The organism is Pseudoalteromonas porphyrae (assembly GCF_001298125.1).
GTDB classification, from domain to species: domain Bacteria; phylum Pseudomonadota; class Gammaproteobacteria; order Enterobacterales; family Alteromonadaceae; genus Pseudoalteromonas; species Pseudoalteromonas neustonica.
Genome location: NZ_LHPH01000002.1, coordinates 148,308 through 166,054, shown reverse-complemented (window position 1 = coordinate 166,054; position 17,747 = coordinate 148,308). Strand labels below are relative to the sequence as shown.

The following is a 17,747-nucleotide window of genomic DNA, read 5'->3' as shown; positions in this document are numbered from 1 at the left end:
AGATTGGTGATGTCTTGTTTATTTTTGTTTATCTTACAAAAATAGTGACATTTAAAATCTGTATGAGCAAAGTATAGATGAGATTTCAGCGGATGGAAGTAAAATTTTCATCGGTAAGCTTCAAAAATCAACCATGTTTACTTAGGTGCTTGTTCGTAAAAAGTTTTGTTCTGAGAAATTTTTTCTAGTTCGTAAGGGATTCTTTCAATTGGTACTGGGCGAGAAATAAAATACCCTTGGCCGTAATCAACACCAATTTCTTTTAGTGCTAAAAAGATCTCTTTATTTTCAACGTATTCAGCTACAGAGCGCTTATCGAGGGAGCGGCTAATATCATTAATAGCTTTAACGAGTGCTAAATCAATTGGATCATTGAGCATATCCCGAACAAATGAGCCATCTATTTTGACATGTTGAGCGGGAAGCTGTTTAAGGTAATTAAAGGTGCTAAAGCCGGTGCCAAAATCATCTATCGAAAAATGACAACCTAGACGGTTAAGCTTTTCAATCATTGCGCGAGTAGCTACTAAGTTGTTAATACTTGCAGATTCGGTTATTTCAAAGATTACTCTCGTTGGCGATACCTTATATTCTTCGAGGCTAGATTCTATGTGTGGTAATAAACGTTCATCTAAAAATGATTGTGCAGATAAGTTAATAGCGACTTGATTAAGCTCTGGGTATTGCGAAATTGCAGCTATAGCATTTCGGATCACGCATTGGTCCATTAAGTACGTATCGTTAAGCAGCTCAAGAGACGGAATAAACTGGTTAGGGTAAATTAAATCATCGTTGAGTTTTAATCGTAATAGCGCTTCAAAATAGGCAATGTTACCTCTCTTAAAGTCCCAGATTGGTTGATAGTGTAATTCAATTTGATCTTGTTGCAGTGCTTGACGAATGCTGTGTCCCCATTCAAGGCCTGCTTGCATAGTGTTGTTATCTGAATCGTCTTTTGAGTAGCAATGGACTAAGTTTCGGCCTAAATTTTTGGCAACATATAACGCGATATCAGCTTGTTTTAAACATTCACTCGGATCGTTATTTGCTGCTGTAATTTGGGTTAGGCCAATAGAGCAACTAATGGAATAGATTTGCTCTTCTGACTGGAACTGATGGCCTTCAATTGCCATACAAATACCTTCAGCAACTAAGTGTGCATCAAGCAAGTTAATATTTTTTAAAATGATCGAAAACTCATCGCCACCAATACGACATATCAAATGCTCATCGCTAATATTGGCAATAAATAATTGCGCCACTTCCTTTAAGACAATATCACCTTGTTGGTGACCTTTACTGTCATTAATAATTTTAAAGTGATCAAGATCGATATAAATAAGTGCATGCTCAATTTCGCCATGAGTGAGCTCCGTTTGGCATATATGATTGAGCTGTTGATCAAAATAATAGCGGTTATGTAAGCCCGTTAAAGTATCATGCAGTGCTAAATGACGAAGTTGTAACTCAGCTTGCTTACGTTCATGAATATTATCAATAGTTGCAGTAATGGTAGTTGCATTACTGCTGTTTTTTATCAATTGTAAGCGGCACTCTACCCAAATTGTTCTGCCATCTTTATGGCTTATTTGAATTTCAATTTGTTGCTGTTCAATACCTGCGTTCAAAATACTGCTAATTGTATCGAGTAATTTGGGTTTATCATCAACATGGCAGTAATCAGTTAATGATTTAGTTAGTGTTTCTTTAATACCGTAGCCTGTTAAGGCTTCCCAAGCTGGGTTGATAAAACGAATACGTCCTTGCTGATCAAATTCAAGTACGACAGTATTTAAATGCAGTAAAATTCGTTGATGTGCTGAAAATAGTTCTTTGTAGCGACTCTGACTTTGGCTTAATTGTTCTACTTTTTGCGCAAATTCAGCATAGCTGACCATAAAATCTTCACGACGAGCAGCATGATCACATACTTTGGTTAAAAAAGATTGCTCATAAGGCGCACGAATAAAGTCAGTCACGCCAGACAGTAGTAGCTGCTCAGCGTAATCAGCATCATGCGTATCTATTATTGTTACTATTGCTTGCTTAGGATTATGCTGCAGTATTTCTTTGACTAGTTGATTTGCAGATGCTGCTTGTGCTGCGGTGGCATCGAGCAACACGATAGAAAACTTTTGCTGCAAGTAAATAGACAGCGCTTGCTTATTATTAATGACATGTGTGCAAGCAAAATTAAGTTGTAAATGTTGCTCAATTTCAGCGGCTCTATTGTCATCAGTCTCTAGAAGTAATAGATTTAATCGACTGCTTTTTTCAAGGTGAGTAGAGAGCACATTAGCCAATACTTGTGGCAACATATCTTGGCGCTCAAAAGGCAATACAGCATCAATACCATAACTACGGGCTGTTGTTTCTGCAATTCGCTCACAATAGATAGGAGGGGTAAGTAATATTGGGGTATTTTTAGGGGTGCTAAGCAGGCCCGAGCGTATCATTCTCGAGAACCGCCAGCCATCAATTTTACCTACATCAAGCCCTGTAATAATGATATCAACAGCTTGATTTTTTAAAATGTCGAGTGCTTGTTGACTGTCATTAACTTCAATGAAAGTAAATACATTGAGTCTATTGAGGGTGGACTTAATGGTTTGACGTTCAGACAAACTAGCGTTTAAGATCAGCAACTTTAGCTGCTTAGCCATAACGTCATACCTCTTTTTCAGTCATGATTAATTCAGTTGATTAGGATAATGCCATTTGCCATGAACCACAAGAGAACATTACAGGGTATTTTTATTCACCTCCTTAGTTGAGCAAATAGCGCGATACAGTTAAACTTGGCGCGACTTTTTTGATGTGGATGTTCCCTCTTATGCGCGTGGCCGATTTTAGCTTTGACCTTCCTGATGAATTAATTGCTCGTTTTCCTAAACAGGATCGAACCAGTAGTCGATTACTCACCTTAGATGGCCCCAGTGGCGACCTAGAACACAAGATATTTAGTGATGTACTTGATCTAGTTAATGAAAATGATTTGCTTGTATTTAATAACACAAAAGTAATCCCTGCGCGTATGTATGGCCAGAAATCCTCTGGTGGTAAAGTTGAAGTATTAGTTGAACGAGTACTCGACGAGCATCGTGTGTTGGCCCATGTGCGAGCCAGTAAATCACCAAAACCTGGGACCACCATCATCCTTGAAGGTAAAGCTGAGGCAACTATGGTGGGTCGTCATGGTGAGTTATTTGAATTGCAATTTACTGATAGCCAAAATGTACTAGAAATATTGAATGACATTGGCCACATGCCATTACCACCTTATATTGACCGCCCAGACACAGACGAAGACCGTAAGCGCTACCAGACTGTTTACGGTGAAAAGCCCGGTGCTGTTGCAGCGCCTACAGCAGGTCTGCATTTTGATGACGCTTTAATGGCGGCTTTAAAAGCAAAGGGTGTGAGTATGGCATTTGTTACATTACACGTAGGCGCAGGTACATTTCAGCCTGTACGTGTAGATTCGGTTGATGATCATATAATGCACTCAGAATACATTGAAGTGCCTGATGATGTTGTCGCTGCTGTAGCCGCAACAAAAGCCAAAGGTGGGCGAGTTATTGCAGTGGGTACAACGTCTGTACGCTCACTTGAATCAGCAGCAAAGATCCATGGTGGCCAATTAGCTACTTACTTTGGTGATACCGATATATTTATTTACCCAGGTTATGAGTTTAATGTAGTTGATGCCATGGTAACTAATTTTCATTTATCAGAATCAACACTGATTATGCTAGTGAGCGCATTTGCGGGGCAAGATAATATTATGGGTGCATATCAAACCGCTATTGAGCAAAAATATCGCTTTTTCAGTTATGGCGATGCAATGTTTTTAACTCGCAAATAGTTTTTATTGTTAAAGTAGATAAAACCCAACTCAGTGTTGGGTTTTTTAGTTTTAGTTTTACACTTTTAATCGCCGCTTTTAGCCCAATTAATGGTATTGCAGTAGTAAGTAATGATAGAATCGAGCGGTTAAATTATAGCTTGTTGGTGTTCGTGACCAACATCAGTAGTTGGACTGTTTTTCCGACATTGAGGTAAATATGAAATTTGAATTAGACCGTACAGATGGTAAAGCCCGCCGCGGCCGCTTGATTTTTGATAGAGGCGTAGTAGAAACGCCTGCATTTATGCCTGTAGGGACTTACGGCACAGTCAAAGGCATGACGCCGGATGAAGTTAAAGATACTGGTGCGCACATTTGCCTTGGTAACACTTTTCACTTAATGCTTCGCCCTGGGACAGAAATCATCAAGCAACATGGTGGTTTACACGGTTTTATGAATTGGGATAAACCAATTTTAACCGATTCAGGTGGTTTCCAAGTATTTAGCTTAGGCGCAATGCGCAAGATCTCTGAAGAAGGTGTTTTATTTAGCTCGCCAGTTAACGGTGAAAAAATTATGTTATCACCTGAAAAAGCGATGCAAGTACAGCGTGATTTAGGCTCAGATATCGTGATGATTTTTGACGAATGTACGCCTTACCCAGCGACTGAAAAAGAAGCGAAAGACTCAATGGAGCTATCACTTCGTTGGGCTAAACGTTCTAAAGAAGGTCATAGTGATAACCCGTCAGCTTTGTTTGGTATTATCCAAGGTGGCATGTATCCAGAGCTACGTGCTCAATCACAAGCTGGTCTTGAAGAGATTGGTTTTGATGGTTATGCGCTAGGTGGTTTATCAGTAGGTGAGCCAAAGGCTGATATGATTAATATTCTTGATCATTGTGCTTATAAAATGCCAGAGAACAAACCTCGCTACCTAATGGGTGTGGGCAAGCCTGAAGATTTAGTCGAAGCGGTACGCCGTGGTATCGATATGTTTGATTGTGTGATGCCAACTCGAAATGCACGTAACGGCCATTTATTTATTACTGGTGGTATTGTCAAAATACGTAACGCAGTACATAAAACAGACACCGGCCCTTTAGATCCAGAATGCGATTGCCATACGTGTAAAAATTACTCTCGCGCTTACTTACATCACCTTGATAAATGTAATGAAATATTAGGTGCGCGACTAAATACTATTCATAACTTACGTTATTACCAGCGTGTTATGGAAGGTTTGCGTAATGCCATTAGTGAAGGCAAATTAGATGAATTCGTAAATGATTTTTATGCACGCCGCGGCCAAGAAGTGCCAGAGCTTGCTGATACAGAAAATTAAAAAATTAAATTTTATAAAAATTAAAGAGGAAGTGTTATGAGTTTATTTATTTCAAACGCCCACGCAAGTGCGGCAGGTGCAGCTCCAGCCGGTGGTGGTTATGAGATGTTGATTATGCTAGCTATTTTTGGCTTAGTATTTTACTTCTTGATTTACCGTCCACAAGCTAAGCGCGTAAAAGAGCATAAAAGCTTAATGAGCGCGATGGCTAAAGGTGACGAAGTACTTACACAAGGTGGTTTAGTCGGTAAAATTGCTAAGATCTCTGAAGATAAAGACTTCATCGTTATCTCATTGAATGACCAAGCAGAAGTCACTGTACAAAAATCAGCAGTGTCAGCTGTGCTGCCTAAAGGCACAATGAAGTCACTATAATAATAAAAATAAGGACGCCCACGTGTTAAACAAGTTTCCATTATGGAAGTATTTACTTGTTCTAGCTGTGATTGCGATTGGCCTTTTATATGCCTCTCCTAATTTGTATGGTCGTGATCCGGCCATACAAATTTCAGGCACTAAAGGCGCTGACGCTGATCTCAGTGTAGTAGATAAAGTAAATTCCATACTTAAAGATCAAAACGTTACTGTAAAATCAGCAAAACTGGAAGACGGTCAAGTATTGATCCGTTTCAAAAATGTTGAAGAGCAGCTTAAAGCGCAAGATTTATTGCGTGATGGATTGAGCGAAGATTACATCTCAGCCATTAATATGGCCCCGGCGCAACCTCATTGGTTAAAAGCCCTTGGCGGTAACCCAATGAAATTGGGCTTGGATTTAAGTGGCGGTGTTCACTTTACGATGGAAATCGACATGGTCACTGCGGTTGATAATGCGCTTGAGCAAATGAACCAAGATTACAAAAGTGACCTACGTGAAGAAAAGTTACGCTATCGCACGGTTCGCCGTGTAGCGGGTACTGAACGTATTCGTGTTGAAATGCGTAACGAAGAAGACAAAGACGCTGCTGAGCGTTTCTTACAATCACGTTACCCTCTACATAACTTCATCGATGATAGCTCTAACGATAATGCGTTTTACGCGAATATTAGTGATCAGAAACTAAAAGAAATTCGTGACTACGCTATCAAGCAAAACGAAACAATTATTCGTAACCGTATCAACCAAATTGGTGTTGCAGAGCCTAATGTACAACGCCAAGGTGCAGAGCGTATTATTGTTCAGCTACCAGGTGTACAAGATACAGCCCGCGCCAAAGAAATTTTAGGTGCAACGGCAACGCTTGAGTTTCGTGAAGTGGATGAAAATGCAGATCCGAGTGCCGCAGCACAAGGGCGCATTCCACCTGGCACCGAAATGATTATGAGCCGTGATGGTTACCCTGTGGTATTAAAAAAACGCATCATTCTTGAAGGTAGCCACATTACTGGCGCGCAATCAGGTGCTGATGAGTATCAACGTCCACAAGTAAGTATCAGCCTTGACAGCAAAGGCGGCGCAAAAATGAATGCCTTTACCAAGCGTGCTATTGGCAAGCGTATGGCAACTGTATTTATTGAATATAAGCCATCAGGTAAAACTGACGAAAACGGCAAAGCATTACCGCCAATTAAAGTGGAAGAAGTAATTAACGTAGCAACCATTCAAGCCCGCCTTGATCGTTCGTTCCGTATTACCGGCATTGATAACCCAGCAGAAGCGCATAACTTAAGTTTATTACTACGTGCGGGTGCACTTGTAGCACCAATTCAAATCGTTGAAGAACGTACAGTAGGACCAAGCTTAGGCCAAGAAAATATAGAAGCTGGTATGACTGCGGTTGCATTAGGCTTTCTTTTCGTACTGATATTCATGTTGGTTTACTACAAAGGCTTTGGTTTAGTCGCTAACCTTGCATTGGCAGCTAACTTAGTACTAATAGTGGGTGTAATGTCGCTGATCCCTGGTGCTGCATTAACACTGCCTGGTATTGCCGGTATCGTATTAACGGTTGGTATGGCGGTCGATGCGAACGTACTAATATTTGAACGTATTCGTGAAGAATTGGCTGATGGACGTAGTCCTCAGCAGGCCGTTCATCATGGTTATGACAGTGCATTTAGTACAATTTTTGATGCTAATATTACAACCTTAATTGCAGCAGTTATCTTATTCGCTGTTGGTACAGGTCCGATCGCAGGTTTTGCAGTAACACTTGCAATTGGTATTCTTACTTCAATGTTTACAGCCATTGTTGGTACCCGTGCGGTGATCAACTTATTCATTGGCGGTAAGCGAATTGATAAGCTGTCAATCTAAGGAGCATATATGCAAATTTTAAAATTAGGTGGCAGAACGTTAGGTTTCATGTCACTTCGCAAAGTTGCTATGAGCATCTCAACGCTACTTATTTTAGCTTCGTTTGCTTCTTTCTTTGTGAAAGGTTTAAACTTTGGCTTAGATTTTACGGGTGGTACAGCCGTTGAAGTCGGTTTTGCACAGCCAGCGGATTTAAAGAAAGTACGCTCAGTATTAGCTGAAAATGGCTTCGCAGATGCATCAGTACAATTATTTGGTTCAAGCCAAGAAATTTTAGTACGTCTTGCCCCTCGTGGTGATGATGTAAAAGCTGAAGTTATTGGTAACCAAGTAATTGACGCGTTAAAAATAGCCGATAGTAGTGTAGTGATGCGCCGTATCGAGTTTGTTGGGCCAAGCGTAGGTGAAGACTTAAAAGAGCAGGGTGGCCTTGCCATGCTTACTGCACTTATTTGTATCTTAATATACGTGGCGTTTCGTTTTGAATGGCGCTTTGCCGTTGGCGCTGTAGCTGCCCTCTTACACGATGTTATTCTTACTTTAGGTTTGTTCTCAGTATTAGGTTTAGAGTTTGACTTAACCATTTTGGCAGCAATACTAGCGGTAATAGGTTATTCACTTAATGATACGATCGTTGTATCTGACCGTATTCGTGAAAACTTCCGTAAAGTGCGTATAGATGACACTGTTGAGATCATTGATATTTCGTTAACGCAAACACTTAACCGTACCTTAGTAACATCAATCACCACTATTTTAGTATTGATTGCTTTGTTTTCTTGGGGCGGGCAAACAATTCACGGTTTTGCAACCGCGCTATTGTTTGGTGTGTTCATTGGTACTTACTCTTCTGTTTATGTTGCCAGCGCCGTTGCTATCGCAATGGGTGTAAGCAAAGAAGATTTAATACCAGAAGTAATCGAAAAAGAAGGCGCAGACTTAGACCCTATGCCGTAGGCTGGTTCTTAATAGAACAACTAAGTTTTCGTTTAAAAACCGCTCATTGAGCGGTTTTTTGTTTTTGGGTATTAAATTTTTAGGGCTGACCCTTACGCCGCGCAAATCAAGCTAAGACCACATACCAAACCTGCGCGAGGTAAACTCCCGCCTACGGGCGTGATTAACTTGGGCGTGTAAAATCTCTTAAATCTCCTATTTCTAAAATGCGATGTATTATATATAATGAGAATCATTATTAAATATGGATGTAATAAAAGTATGTTAAAGCAACTTGTGTTAGTAAGCAGTCTGTTCACACTCGCAGCATGTAATGATTCAGAACCAAAGCAATCAGCGGCGACCGAAAAAGGTCCATTAACTTCGCTTGAGCAGTATGATTTACAAGCCAAGACTTTATTGGCTAACATACGAGCAAAAAAAGATGCAGCAAGTTTAGAGGTTGAATCAGCTGACTTAGTCACGGTTTCACAAGTACTGTTGAGTGAGTTTACGGTTAAGTACCCGCAATGTACTGAGTATTTAAATGCACTTAATGCTGCAGCTAAATTGATCCCAACGTTGCCGATAGAAGAAATTGAAACGGGTTATCATGCTGATGGCAAATTACCAAAATTTGATGACCCAGTTTGCTATCATGCGAAAGACTTACTTGTACACCCTGCAACAGTACAGGCAATTGCACGTTTAGGTTTTGTTGATGAACAAGCATTTCAAGACGCAGAACTTGAAATTGTTGAAGTAATAGCTCATTTTGATCAGGTACAAAAAGCACTGAATAAATAACGGATAATACAAATGAGGGTGGGCTCTGACATGAAATTGTCATACACCCTTGATACTTTAGCCGCTTCCCTATTTAAGTATTGGTCGGTCAAGGTGAATTATCAGCTAGCGATACTCGAAGATATACTACAAAACAGTGCAATAACAACGCTTTTCCAACCCATTTTTGATATTTCAGGACAACAAATTTTAGGCTATGAGGCACTCAGTCGCGGGCCTAAATCGTGCGTGTTAGAGATGCCAAGTGCCTTATTTAGTACCGCCGTATATTTTGAAAAAATCTCCGAGCTAGAGTTACTATGTCGCTCTAAAGCAATTGAAAACTTTGTAAACTTAAAGCTGCAAGGTAAATTATTCTTAAATGTGAGTCCTAAAACACTTTTAGATCCTTGCCATCCAAAAGGGGAAACGTTACATCTTGTTGAACACTTTGGTTTAGCTGCAAATAGAGTTGTTATTGAAGTCACCGAACAAGAAAAGGTGGATGATGGTTTTTTACTCTTAAAAACCATCGGGCATTATCGAAAACTTGGTTTTTCAATTGCTATAGATGACCTAGGTGCGGGCTACTCTGGTTTAAAACAATGGTCAGAACTATGCCCTGATTACGTAAAAATTGATCGTTATTTTATAGATCATTGTGATGAGAGCGTTGTTAAAAAAGAATTTTTAAAATCGATTATTGAACTGGCAAAAGTAACAAATACCGCAGTAATAGCCGAAGGCATTGAACGTGTTGAAGAGCTCAGCTTACTTGAAGGGCTGGGCATTATGCATGCTCAAGGTTTTTTGTTAGAAAGACCCAGTCAATCCCCCAGCACACAGTTTAATTCTAAACAATTACAAGGGTTAAGTTTTACGCCTCCTAGTAATCAATTCGATCAATCATTAGTAATAGGCCGTCTAGCGGTAGAGCATGTACCAATTGATTGGCAAACACGCTGTAAAGATGCACATAATATTTTTGAAAAAAATAAATCCATCATAAGTTTAGCGGTAGTAAATGAAGAGAATGCCCCCATTGGTTTACTGCATAAAGACCAGCTTACTGAGGTATTTGCGGCACCTTATGGACATGCCCTCTATGATAAACGCCCTGTTACTGCGCTAATGCACAAGCAACCTTTAGTTGTTGATGAAAATCAACCACTTGATACCGTAAGCCAACAAATAACAGAAAATGACTTCGACATTCGCCGCCATATTATAATTACTCGTGCAGGTCGGTATCTAGGATTAGCGCCGTTACGTGATATTCTAAAACACATTACAGCAGAGAAAATTCGCCATGCTCAGCATGCAAACCCCCTTACAATGTTACCTGGAAATGTGGCGATTAATGAGGCAATTGAGAGCCGTTTACGTGTGAAAAATGGGTTCTCACTTGCTTATATAGATTTAAACCATTTCAAGCAATTTAATGATCTATATGGTTATGCCAGCGGGGACAGCGTAATAAAATTACTGGCAGATGTAACCGTTCAAGCTTGTAAAGATGTTCCCAGTTTTGTGGGTCATATAGGTGGCGATGATTTTATGGTGGTGTTTGATAATGATCAGGCAGTTGCTGTTTGTAATACCATTATCAGCAACTTTGAGTTGCAATCACGTGCTTTTTTTACGCCGGAGCATATCGCCAGTGGAGGATATTGGGCCTCGAATCGAGAAGGTGAAAAACAGTTTGTACCGTTATTAACATTATCGATAGGTGTTGTAGAACCTGATTTGGATCAATGCATTAATAGTCATCAAGTTGCGGCCTTAGCAACAGATGCGAAAAAAGAAGCTAAGCGATATCGTCATAGCTATTTATTTGTGTGTAATCGACGAGGCCCTGCGCCTGCTGTTGTACGCTTAAGTTCAGATAAACAAGCAGTATAAAGTTTACTTAATAGGTACGTATTTTACTTGAGTATTTACTCATCAAGGTGTAGCTTAAAAAAAACACTAGAATATAACTCTGATGACTAAATATTTTTTCTCGTTAGTTTCACTGTTCGTAATGCTGTATGTAAATAATACGCAGGCTCAACAAGCTATTAATATAGCTCAAGAGCAACGCCCACAATATAAGCGCGATGAATATTTAACAACATTGCTCACTCTCGCGCTCAATGCGGCTGAACAGCCAGCCAAACTCAATACGGTTAATGTGCATCCACACCAGCAGCGTACTCTTATTGCGTTAGATAGCGACGCAATTGACTTGTATTGGAGCATGACTAGTCCAGATCGTGAAACGCTAGCAATCCCTATTAAAGTTCCTTTATTTAAAGGATATATAGGAAAACGCGCCTTGGTTACGCAACAGGCTTTTTTAAATAGATTTGAGAATATAACAACGCTCGATCAATTAGCATCGTTTACAGCAGTGCAAGGGCATGATTGGCCAGATACAAAAATTTTAGCAAGCAATGGCTTATCAGTTCGCCCATTGGCTAACTATGAAGCCATGTTTGGTTTGGTCGCAAATGGCCGTGTCGACTATTTTCCACGTTCTTTTATTGAGGTCAGCTCTGAGCTAATACAAGTTAATAATAAAGCATTAGTGATAGTGCCCAATATATATATTAGTTACCCTAGTGCATTTTATTACTTTGTTACAAAGCGAAAACCAGAGCTTGCTGATGCATTATATAAAGGGCTTGAAATCATGCAAAAAAATGGTTCTTTTGATGCGCTATTTATGAAGTACTTCTCAGTTGATTTAAAAGCATTACCTTTTGAATCAGAGGGGGTCATCGAAATAAAGCTAGATAACCCTTATTTTAAGCCATAAAAAAGGAGCTAAAGCTCCTTTTTTAGTATTAACCAGATTTTAATTCGTTATTAACGAAGTAAAGCTTCAGTTAATACAGGGCGAATCTCACGAATAATTGCTTGCGTAAGTTTAGGTGAGCCGCAGATAATGTTACCGCTGTGGTTATAGTTATTACCACCTGCAAAATCAACAACCATACCGCCAGCTTCTTTAACCATTAATTCACCCGCAGCGCTATGCCATGGTTTTAAACCAATTTCAAAGAAACCATCAACGCGCCCAGCTGCAACATAAGCCATATCTAATGCTGAGCTACCTGCACGGCGAATATCAGCAGTATGTACAAACAATGCTTTGAATGCTTCAGTGTATGCATCAATGTGGTGTTTGTTTTTGTATGGGAAACCAGTGGCAAGTACAGTACCTGACAGTACAGTCGTTTTGCTTACACGAAGACGCTTGCTATTTAGCTGTGCGCCTTGACCACGAGAGGCAGTGAAAAGCTCACCACGAATAGGATCGTAGATAACAGCTTGGTCTAAACGACCTTTTACTTTAAGTGCGATAGAAATCGCATAATGAGGAAGACCTTTGATGAAGTTTGTTGTGCCATCAATAGGATCTACAATCCATTGGTAATCTGCATCCTTGCCTACATGTTCGCCTAACTCTTCACCAACAATAGAGTGAGCAGGGAAAGACTGTAAAATAGTGTCACGTATTACGGCTTCGGCTTCTTTATCAATATTAGTTACTAAATCGTTAGTGCCTTTTTGTTGCACTTCAACTTTTGATAAATCTTCACTTGCGCGAAGTAAAATTTTGCCTGCGTTGCGCGCAGCGCGAACCGCAATGTTTAACATTGGATGCATGGTATACCCTTGGGTTGTAAAAGAACGTTTATATATTTCAGCCGGCATATTCTAGCGATTTTTGACACAAAGTAAACAATAAAGCCTAAATAACTTTGTGTGTTTTTTATACGTTATTGTTTACGATAAGGTTTGTTGGTATTGTTTTCCGTCAGCCGTCAGCCGTCAGCCGTCAGCCGTCAGCCGTCAGCCGTCAGCCCATAAATTTGCATTCTATGGTTTTTGTTCCTATATATTCAACTTGTCGTCTATGGACTGGAAATATAATGAACTTTGAAAATTTAGCTGTATGGAAGCGCTCAGCAAGATTAAGCGCTGATATTTATAAATTTACGGTAGAGCTAACCGATTATGGTTTTAGGAATCAATTAACCAGATCGAGTTTGTCTGTACCTAGTAACATAGCCGACAAAATTGCAGGAGCAAATTTTGAACGCGCTTGCGCGGCCTCGAAGAGGTGAGATAAATGGACTTATCGAATAAGGAATGACTCGCGAAAGTAACAAAGAGCGAGTTAGATTCTTAGATATTTCTAGATCTTCGTTAGCGGAAGCGAGAACACAAATTTATATCGGGATAGACATTAATTATATAAATAAAAATATCGGCGTTCAGTGGATAAATGAAACAATAGAGCTATCAAAAATGTTGACAGCTCTAAAGGAAAAAATCAAAGCTGATAGCTGATAGCTGATAGCTGATAGCTGATAGCTGATAGCTGATAGCTGATAGCTGATAGCTGATAGCTGATAGCTGATAGCTGATAGCTGATAGCTGATAGCTTTTCTCTATGTTATAATCCGCGCAATTTTGGTATGAGTTAAGTGGCATAGTAATGATCTTAGATGACATCCGTATTGTTTTAGTAAACACCTCACATGCTGGTAATATCGGCTCAGCGGCACGCGCAATGAAAACCATGGGTTTATCAAAACTTTATTTAGTTGACCCAGCGTGTGAAGTCGATAGTCATGCCAGTGCATTGGCTGCAGGTGCAACAGATGTACTTGGTAACGCTGTGATTGTTGATACGGTTGCAGATGCAATTGCGGGTTGTGCACTAACGATTGGCACGAGTGCGCGTTCGCGTACATTATCTTGGCCGATGGTAGAGCCACGCGAGTGTGGAGAAAAGTTAGTTGCAGAAGCCGTAAATGGTCCTGTAGCACTTGTCTTTGGTCGTGAAAACAGCGGTCTAAGTAATGAAGAACTGCAAATGTGTAATTATCATGTATGCATTCCCGCTAACCCAGAATACAGTTCACTTAACCTTGCAATGGCCGTTCAAACGCTATGTTATGAAACACGCATGGCATTTTTAAATGAGCAGCCAAAAAAAGTCGAGCAAGATGACGCAGTATACCCAAGTTCAAAGCAAACAGAGTTGTTCTACGATCATTTAGAGTCAACATTGTTGGATACTGGTTTTATTATCAAGCAGCATCCTGGCATGGTGATGACGAAATTACGTCGTTTATTTAACCGTGCTCGCCCAGAGGATGCAGAACTAAATATTCTACGCGGTATTTTAACTTCAATAAATAAGTCTACTAAATAAGCGAAAGTTATAAGGCAATATACCCACTAATACTTGACTAAATTACTCAAGTAATTACAATGAGCACAATACCTGACTAAAACAGTCGGGTATTGAAGAATGTTGAAGGCTCTAAGCTCACGGCTCTATAGCTGATTCGATATAATACTTGATTATTTTACTCTGGTAATTAAAATTTGCACTCTTTAGTAGTGCGGGGGCTCTATGAAGTTAACATCAAAAGGCAGATATGCCGTCACAGCGATGCTAGATGTTGCACTACATACAAGTGTAGGGCCAGTTCCCCTTGCCGATATTTCAGAACGACAAGAAATTTCGTTGTCGTATCTTGAACAATTATTTGCCCGATTACGTAAAAATGGTTTAGTAAGCTCAGTGCGCGGTCCAGGTGGAGGTTATCTACTTGGTCGAGATCCAAGTGCAATCTCGGTGGGCGATGTAATAAGCGCCGTCGACGAATCAGTTGATGTAACGCGCTGTCATGGCGCAACAGGCGGTTGTCAAAGCGGTATGCGTTGTTTGACACACACTTTGTGGTCAGATTTAAGTGCCCGCATAGAAGATTTTTTAAATGGTATTACCCTTGCTGAATTGGTGGAAAAGTCAGATGTGAAAGAAGTCGCATCTCGCCAAGATAACAGCGTTAATAATGCAATTAAGCAATTGGAAAATATTCAAGTAAGCTGTCAACTTTAGGTTGGCGTCCAGCGGAGAAAGAAATGAAGTTACCGATTTATTTAGATTACGCAGCAACCACGCCAGTTGACGAGCGTGTTGCAAAAGAAATGATGCAATGCCTAACAATGGACGGCAATTTTGGTAACCCTGCATCACGTTCACACCGTTTTGGTTGGCAAGCTGAAGAAGCGATCGATCAAGCACGTACTGATATCGCAGATTTAATTAACGCAGACCCACGTGAAATCGTTTTCACGTCGGGTGCGACAGAATCAAACAACCTTGCAATCAAAGGTGCAGCACAGTTTTATAAAAAGAAAGGTAAGCATATTATTACCGCTAAAACTGAGCATAAAGCGGTTATAGATACCTGTCGTGAATTAGAGCGTCAAGGTTTTGAAGTCACTTATATGGACGTTGAAGAAAACGGCCTACTTGATCTGCAAAAACTAGCTGACACAATGCGTGATGACACCGTATTAGTGAGTATTATGCACGTTAACAACGAGCTAGGCGTAATTCAAGATATCGCAACGATTGGCGAAATGTGCCGTGAACGTAAAATTATGTTTCATGTTGATGCAGCGCAAAGTGCAGGTAAAGTATTAATCGATATTCAACAGCTTAAAGTTGATTTCATGTCGTTCTCAGCACATAAAATGTATGGCCCTAAAGGTATTGGCGCATTATATGTACGTCGTAAACCACGTGCACGCCTTGAAGCGCAAATGCACGGTGGCGGCCATGAGCGCGGTATGCGCTCTGGAACTCTAGCGACTCACCAACTTGTTGGCATGGGTGCTGCGTTTAGAATCGCAAAACAAGATTTCGAAAAAGATTACGCCCATATCGCAGCGCTACGTAAGCGTTTGATTGATGGCATTATGGCTGATATGGAAGAAGTGTACTTCAACGGTACACCTGATCAATCAGTACCAGGAATTGTTAACATCAGCTTTAATTTTGTTGAAGGTGAATCGTTATTGATGGCTGTTAAAGATATTGCTGTATCATCAGGTTCTGCCTGTACATCAGCAAGCTTAGAGCCTTCTTATGTATTACGTGCGCTTGGTCGTAACGATGAATTAGCACACAGCTCAATTCGTTTTAGTATTGGCCGTTTTACCACCGAAGAAGAGATTGATTATACCGTCAATTTAATGAAAAACTCTATCGGTCGCTTACGTGAGATGTCGCCTCTTTGGGAAATGCATCAAGAAGGTGTTGATTTGGATTCAGTTGAATGGGCACATCATTAATTGATGTGCACATCCGCTAGCAGGTAGTGAGGATAGTATTATGGCGTATAGTAATAAAGTAATCGATCATGTTGAAAACCCACGTAACGTAGGTGTTTTAGACAAAAATGACCCATCAGTAGCAACGGGTATGGTTGGCGCACCAGCATGTGGTGACGTTATGAAGCTGCAAATTAAAGTATCAGCTGAGGGCGTAATTGAAGACGCTAAATTTAAAACATACGGTTGTGGTAGCGCAATAGCTTCATCATCACTTGTAACAGAGTGGGTTAAAGGTAAGACATTAGATGAAGCATCTATGATCAAAAACACTGATATCAGTGCTGAGCTTGAATTACCACCAGTGAAAATTCACTGTTCAATTTTAGCTGAAGATGCAATCCAAGCGGCAATTGCAGATTACAAAAGTAAACAAGCGAAGTAAGAGATAAATCATGGCAGTGACATTGACAGAAGCGGCAGTAAACCGCGTAGAATCATTTTTAGCAAATCGCGGAAAAGGCCTTGGCTTACGCGTAGGCATTAAAACGACGGGCTGTTCAGGTCTTGCATATGTTCTTGAGTTTGTAGACGAGTTATCTGATGGCGATGAAGTATTTGAATCCCAAGGGGTTAAAGTAATCGTTGATGCTAAAAGCTTAGTTTATATCGATGGTACTGAGCTTGATTACACCAAAGAAGGTTTGAACGAAGGGTTTAAATTTATTAACCCAAATCAAGCTGACGAGTGTGGTTGTGGCGAAAGTTTCACAGTATAAACAATAAAGTGATTGTATTCTTAAGCCCTGCACCTGTAGGGCTTTGTTCTATCTGAATTTTAAGCCAATATGTTAATTTGGCATGGTTGGAATTATGCGCTATTTTGAGTTATTTGCGATACCGGTTGATTACAATGTGGATTTGGTAAAAGTCAGTAAAAATTACCTAGATCTTCAGCGTGCTGTTCACCCTGATCGTCATGCTAATGCCAGCAGCCGTGATAAGTTATTAGCTGTCCAAAATGCCGCAGAAATTAATGACGCACTACAAATTTTAAAGCATCCGGTAAAACGTGCCGAGTACATGCTCAGTGAATTAGGTGTTGATATTCGTGCTGAGCAGCAAACACTGCAAGATCCGCTGTTTTTAATGCAGCAAATGGAATTACGCGAAGAGCTTGAAGAGTTAAGCACAAGTCACGATCCTGATACCGCGATTGCCCATTTTGAACAACAAATAAAACAACTTGATAGCCAATATAGTGCGCAGCTTGCGGAGCAACTAGCAAGTAATGATGAACAGCAATGGCAGCTTGCCGCGGATAACATTCGTAAATTAAAGTTCGTGTATAAATTGCGTGATGAATTAGAACGTATTGAAGACAGTTTATTCGACGATTAATTATCTAACTTACTGAACCATTGGTAAGTCAAACAAGAGTTAAAGAG

The 17,747-nt window shown here is 40.2% G+C and carries 17 protein-coding genes and 1 pseudogene; 15 read left to right on the top strand and 3 right to left on the bottom strand.

Features of this window, described 5'->3' with window-relative positions:
• Positions 1–137: 137 nt before the first annotated feature.
• Positions 138–2,663, bottom strand: coding sequence for an EAL domain-containing protein (locus ADS77_RS02600; protein WP_054204474.1), 2,526 nt, complete (start codon positions 2,661–2,663; stop codon positions 138–140).
• A 170-nt stretch (positions 2,664–2,833) separates the two neighbouring features.
• Between ADS77_RS02600 and queA the strand changes: the two genes are divergently transcribed.
• From queA to ADS77_RS02560, 8 genes are all read left to right on the top strand, one after another.
• The gene (gene queA, locus ADS77_RS02595) at positions 2,834–3,865 is read left to right on the top strand and encodes a tRNA preQ1(34) S-adenosylmethionine ribosyltransferase-isomerase QueA (protein ID WP_054204473.1); all 1,032 of its coding nucleotides are present in this window, start codon (positions 2,834–2,836) and stop codon (positions 3,863–3,865) included.
• Positions 3,866–4,064: 199 nt separating this feature from the next.
• Positions 4,065–5,192, top strand: coding sequence for a tRNA guanosine(34) transglycosylase Tgt (gene tgt, locus ADS77_RS02590; RefSeq protein ID WP_054204472.1), 1,128 nt, complete (start codon positions 4,065–4,067; stop codon positions 5,190–5,192).
• Positions 5,193–5,228: 36 nt separating this feature from the next.
• Complete coding sequence (yajC, locus tag ADS77_RS02585; RefSeq protein WP_054204471.1) at positions 5,229–5,567, top strand: preprotein translocase subunit YajC; 339 nt, start codon at positions 5,229–5,231, stop codon at positions 5,565–5,567.
• Positions 5,568–5,589: 22 nt separating this feature from the next.
• Positions 5,590–7,449, top strand: coding sequence for a protein translocase subunit SecD (gene secD, locus ADS77_RS02580; RefSeq protein WP_054204470.1), 1,860 nt, complete (start codon positions 5,590–5,592; stop codon positions 7,447–7,449).
• Between the two features lie 9 nt (positions 7,450–7,458).
• Entirely contained in the window at positions 7,459–8,406 is a 948-nt protein-coding gene (secF, locus tag ADS77_RS02575) for a protein translocase subunit SecF (RefSeq protein WP_054204469.1), read from the top strand.
• A 261-nt stretch (positions 8,407–8,667) separates the two neighbouring features.
• Positions 8,668–9,192: a hypothetical protein gene (locus tag ADS77_RS02570; RefSeq protein WP_054204468.1), complete on the top strand. Its 525-nt coding sequence runs from the start codon at positions 8,668–8,670 to the stop codon at positions 9,190–9,192.
• A 30-nt stretch (positions 9,193–9,222) separates the two neighbouring features.
• Positions 9,223–11,073 carry a GGDEF domain-containing protein gene (locus ADS77_RS02565; RefSeq protein ID WP_082355586.1) on the top strand — a complete coding sequence of 617 codons (1,851 nt, stop codon included), beginning with the start codon at positions 9,223–9,225 and terminating at the stop codon, positions 11,071–11,073.
• Positions 11,074–11,155: 82 nt separating this feature from the next.
• Positions 11,156–11,971: a substrate-binding periplasmic protein gene (locus tag ADS77_RS02560; RefSeq protein ID WP_054452816.1), complete on the top strand. Its 816-nt coding sequence runs from the start codon at positions 11,156–11,158 to the stop codon at positions 11,969–11,971.
• Between the two features lie 50 nt (positions 11,972–12,021).
• Here ADS77_RS02560 and suhB read toward each other — a convergent pair whose 3' ends face one another.
• Positions 12,022–12,825 carry an inositol-1-monophosphatase gene (gene suhB, locus ADS77_RS02555; RefSeq protein ID WP_054452814.1) on the bottom strand — a complete coding sequence of 268 codons (804 nt, stop codon included), beginning with the start codon at positions 12,823–12,825 and terminating at the stop codon, positions 12,022–12,024.
• A gap of 266 nt (positions 12,826–13,091) precedes the next feature.
• Between suhB and ADS77_RS21490 the strand changes: the two are divergent.
• Positions 13,092–13,512 (top strand): annotated as a pseudogene (locus ADS77_RS21490) (four helix bundle protein).
• On the opposite strand, the gene ADS77_RS22315 reads toward ADS77_RS21490, so the two are convergent.
• Entirely contained in the window at positions 13,483–13,656 is a 174-nt protein-coding gene (locus ADS77_RS22315; RefSeq protein WP_161803868.1) for a hypothetical protein, read from the bottom strand. The pseudogene ADS77_RS21490 and the gene ADS77_RS22315 sit on opposite strands and share 30 nt — an antisense overlap.
• Before the next feature lie 4 nt (positions 13,657–13,660).
• Here ADS77_RS22315 and trmJ point away from each other — a divergent pair, with 4 nt between their 5' ends.
• The 6 genes from trmJ (at position 13,661) to hscB (ending at position 17,700) form a co-directional block, all read left to right on the top strand.
• The gene (trmJ, locus tag ADS77_RS02540; RefSeq protein WP_054204461.1) at positions 13,661–14,383 is read left to right on the top strand and encodes a tRNA (cytosine(32)/uridine(32)-2'-O)-methyltransferase TrmJ; all 723 of its coding nucleotides are present in this window, start codon (positions 13,661–13,663) and stop codon (positions 14,381–14,383) included.
• A gap of 204 nt (positions 14,384–14,587) precedes the next feature.
• Entirely contained in the window at positions 14,588–15,079 is a 492-nt protein-coding gene (gene iscR / locus ADS77_RS02535) for a Fe-S cluster assembly transcriptional regulator IscR (RefSeq protein WP_054204460.1), read from the top strand.
• Positions 15,080–15,102: 23 nt separating this feature from the next.
• On the top strand, positions 15,103–16,320 hold the full coding sequence (locus tag ADS77_RS02530) for an IscS subfamily cysteine desulfurase (RefSeq protein ID WP_054204459.1): 1,218 nt from the start codon (positions 15,103–15,105) through the stop codon (positions 16,318–16,320).
• A gap of 40 nt (positions 16,321–16,360) precedes the next feature.
• Positions 16,361–16,744: a Fe-S cluster assembly scaffold IscU gene (iscU, locus tag ADS77_RS02525; RefSeq protein WP_054204458.1), complete on the top strand. Its 384-nt coding sequence runs from the start codon at positions 16,361–16,363 to the stop codon at positions 16,742–16,744.
• 10 nt (positions 16,745–16,754) lie between these two features.
• Positions 16,755–17,078, top strand: a complete 324-nt coding sequence (iscA, locus tag ADS77_RS02520) for an iron-sulfur cluster assembly protein IscA (RefSeq protein ID WP_054204457.1) — start codon at positions 16,755–16,757, stop codon at positions 17,076–17,078.
• A 94-nt stretch (positions 17,079–17,172) separates the two neighbouring features.
• Positions 17,173–17,700 (top strand): co-chaperone HscB, encoded by a 528-nt coding sequence (gene hscB, locus ADS77_RS02515; RefSeq protein ID WP_054452812.1) that lies wholly within the window; start codon positions 17,173–17,175, stop codon positions 17,698–17,700.
• The last annotated feature ends 47 nt before the right edge of the window (positions 17,701–17,747 follow it).

Excerpts from the sequence above, each read along its gene's own strand:
- ADS77_RS02600 (WP_054204474.1), bottom strand. The coding sequence starts at position 2,663 with ATGGCTAAGCAGCTAAAGTTGCTGATCTTAAACGCTAGTTTGTCTGAA.
- ADS77_RS02530 (WP_054204459.1), top strand. The coding sequence starts at position 15,103 with ATGAAGTTACCGATTTATTTAGATTACGCAGCAACCACGCCAGTTGAC.
- ADS77_RS02570 (WP_054204468.1), top strand. The coding sequence starts at position 8,668 with ATGTTAAAGCAACTTGTGTTAGTAAGCAGTCTGTTCACACTCGCAGCA.
- iscU (WP_054204458.1), top strand. The coding sequence starts at position 16,361 with ATGGCGTATAGTAATAAAGTAATCGATCATGTTGAAAACCCACGTAAC.
- secF (WP_054204469.1), top strand. The coding sequence starts at position 7,459 with ATGCAAATTTTAAAATTAGGTGGCAGAACGTTAGGTTTCATGTCACTT.
- tgt (WP_054204472.1), top strand. The coding sequence starts at position 4,065 with ATGAAATTTGAATTAGACCGTACAGATGGTAAAGCCCGCCGCGGCCGC.
- iscR (WP_054204460.1), top strand. The coding sequence starts at position 14,588 with ATGAAGTTAACATCAAAAGGCAGATATGCCGTCACAGCGATGCTAGAT.
- queA (WP_054204473.1), top strand. The coding sequence starts at position 2,834 with ATGCGCGTGGCCGATTTTAGCTTTGACCTTCCTGATGAATTAATTGCT.
- suhB (WP_054452814.1), bottom strand. The coding sequence starts at position 12,825 with ATGCATCCAATGTTAAACATTGCGGTTCGCGCTGCGCGCAACGCAGGC.
- ADS77_RS22315 (WP_161803868.1), bottom strand. The coding sequence starts at position 13,656 with ATGCCACTTAACTCATACCAAAATTGCGCGGATTATAACATAGAGAAA.
- ADS77_RS02565 (WP_082355586.1), top strand. The coding sequence starts at position 9,223 with ATGAAATTGTCATACACCCTTGATACTTTAGCCGCTTCCCTATTTAAG.
- iscA (WP_054204457.1), top strand. The coding sequence starts at position 16,755 with ATGGCAGTGACATTGACAGAAGCGGCAGTAAACCGCGTAGAATCATTT.
- hscB (WP_054452812.1), top strand. The coding sequence starts at position 17,173 with ATGCGCTATTTTGAGTTATTTGCGATACCGGTTGATTACAATGTGGAT.
- ADS77_RS02560 (WP_054452816.1), top strand. The coding sequence starts at position 11,156 with ATGACTAAATATTTTTTCTCGTTAGTTTCACTGTTCGTAATGCTGTAT.
- trmJ (WP_054204461.1), top strand. The coding sequence starts at position 13,661 with ATGATCTTAGATGACATCCGTATTGTTTTAGTAAACACCTCACATGCT.
- yajC (WP_054204471.1), top strand. The coding sequence starts at position 5,229 with ATGAGTTTATTTATTTCAAACGCCCACGCAAGTGCGGCAGGTGCAGCT.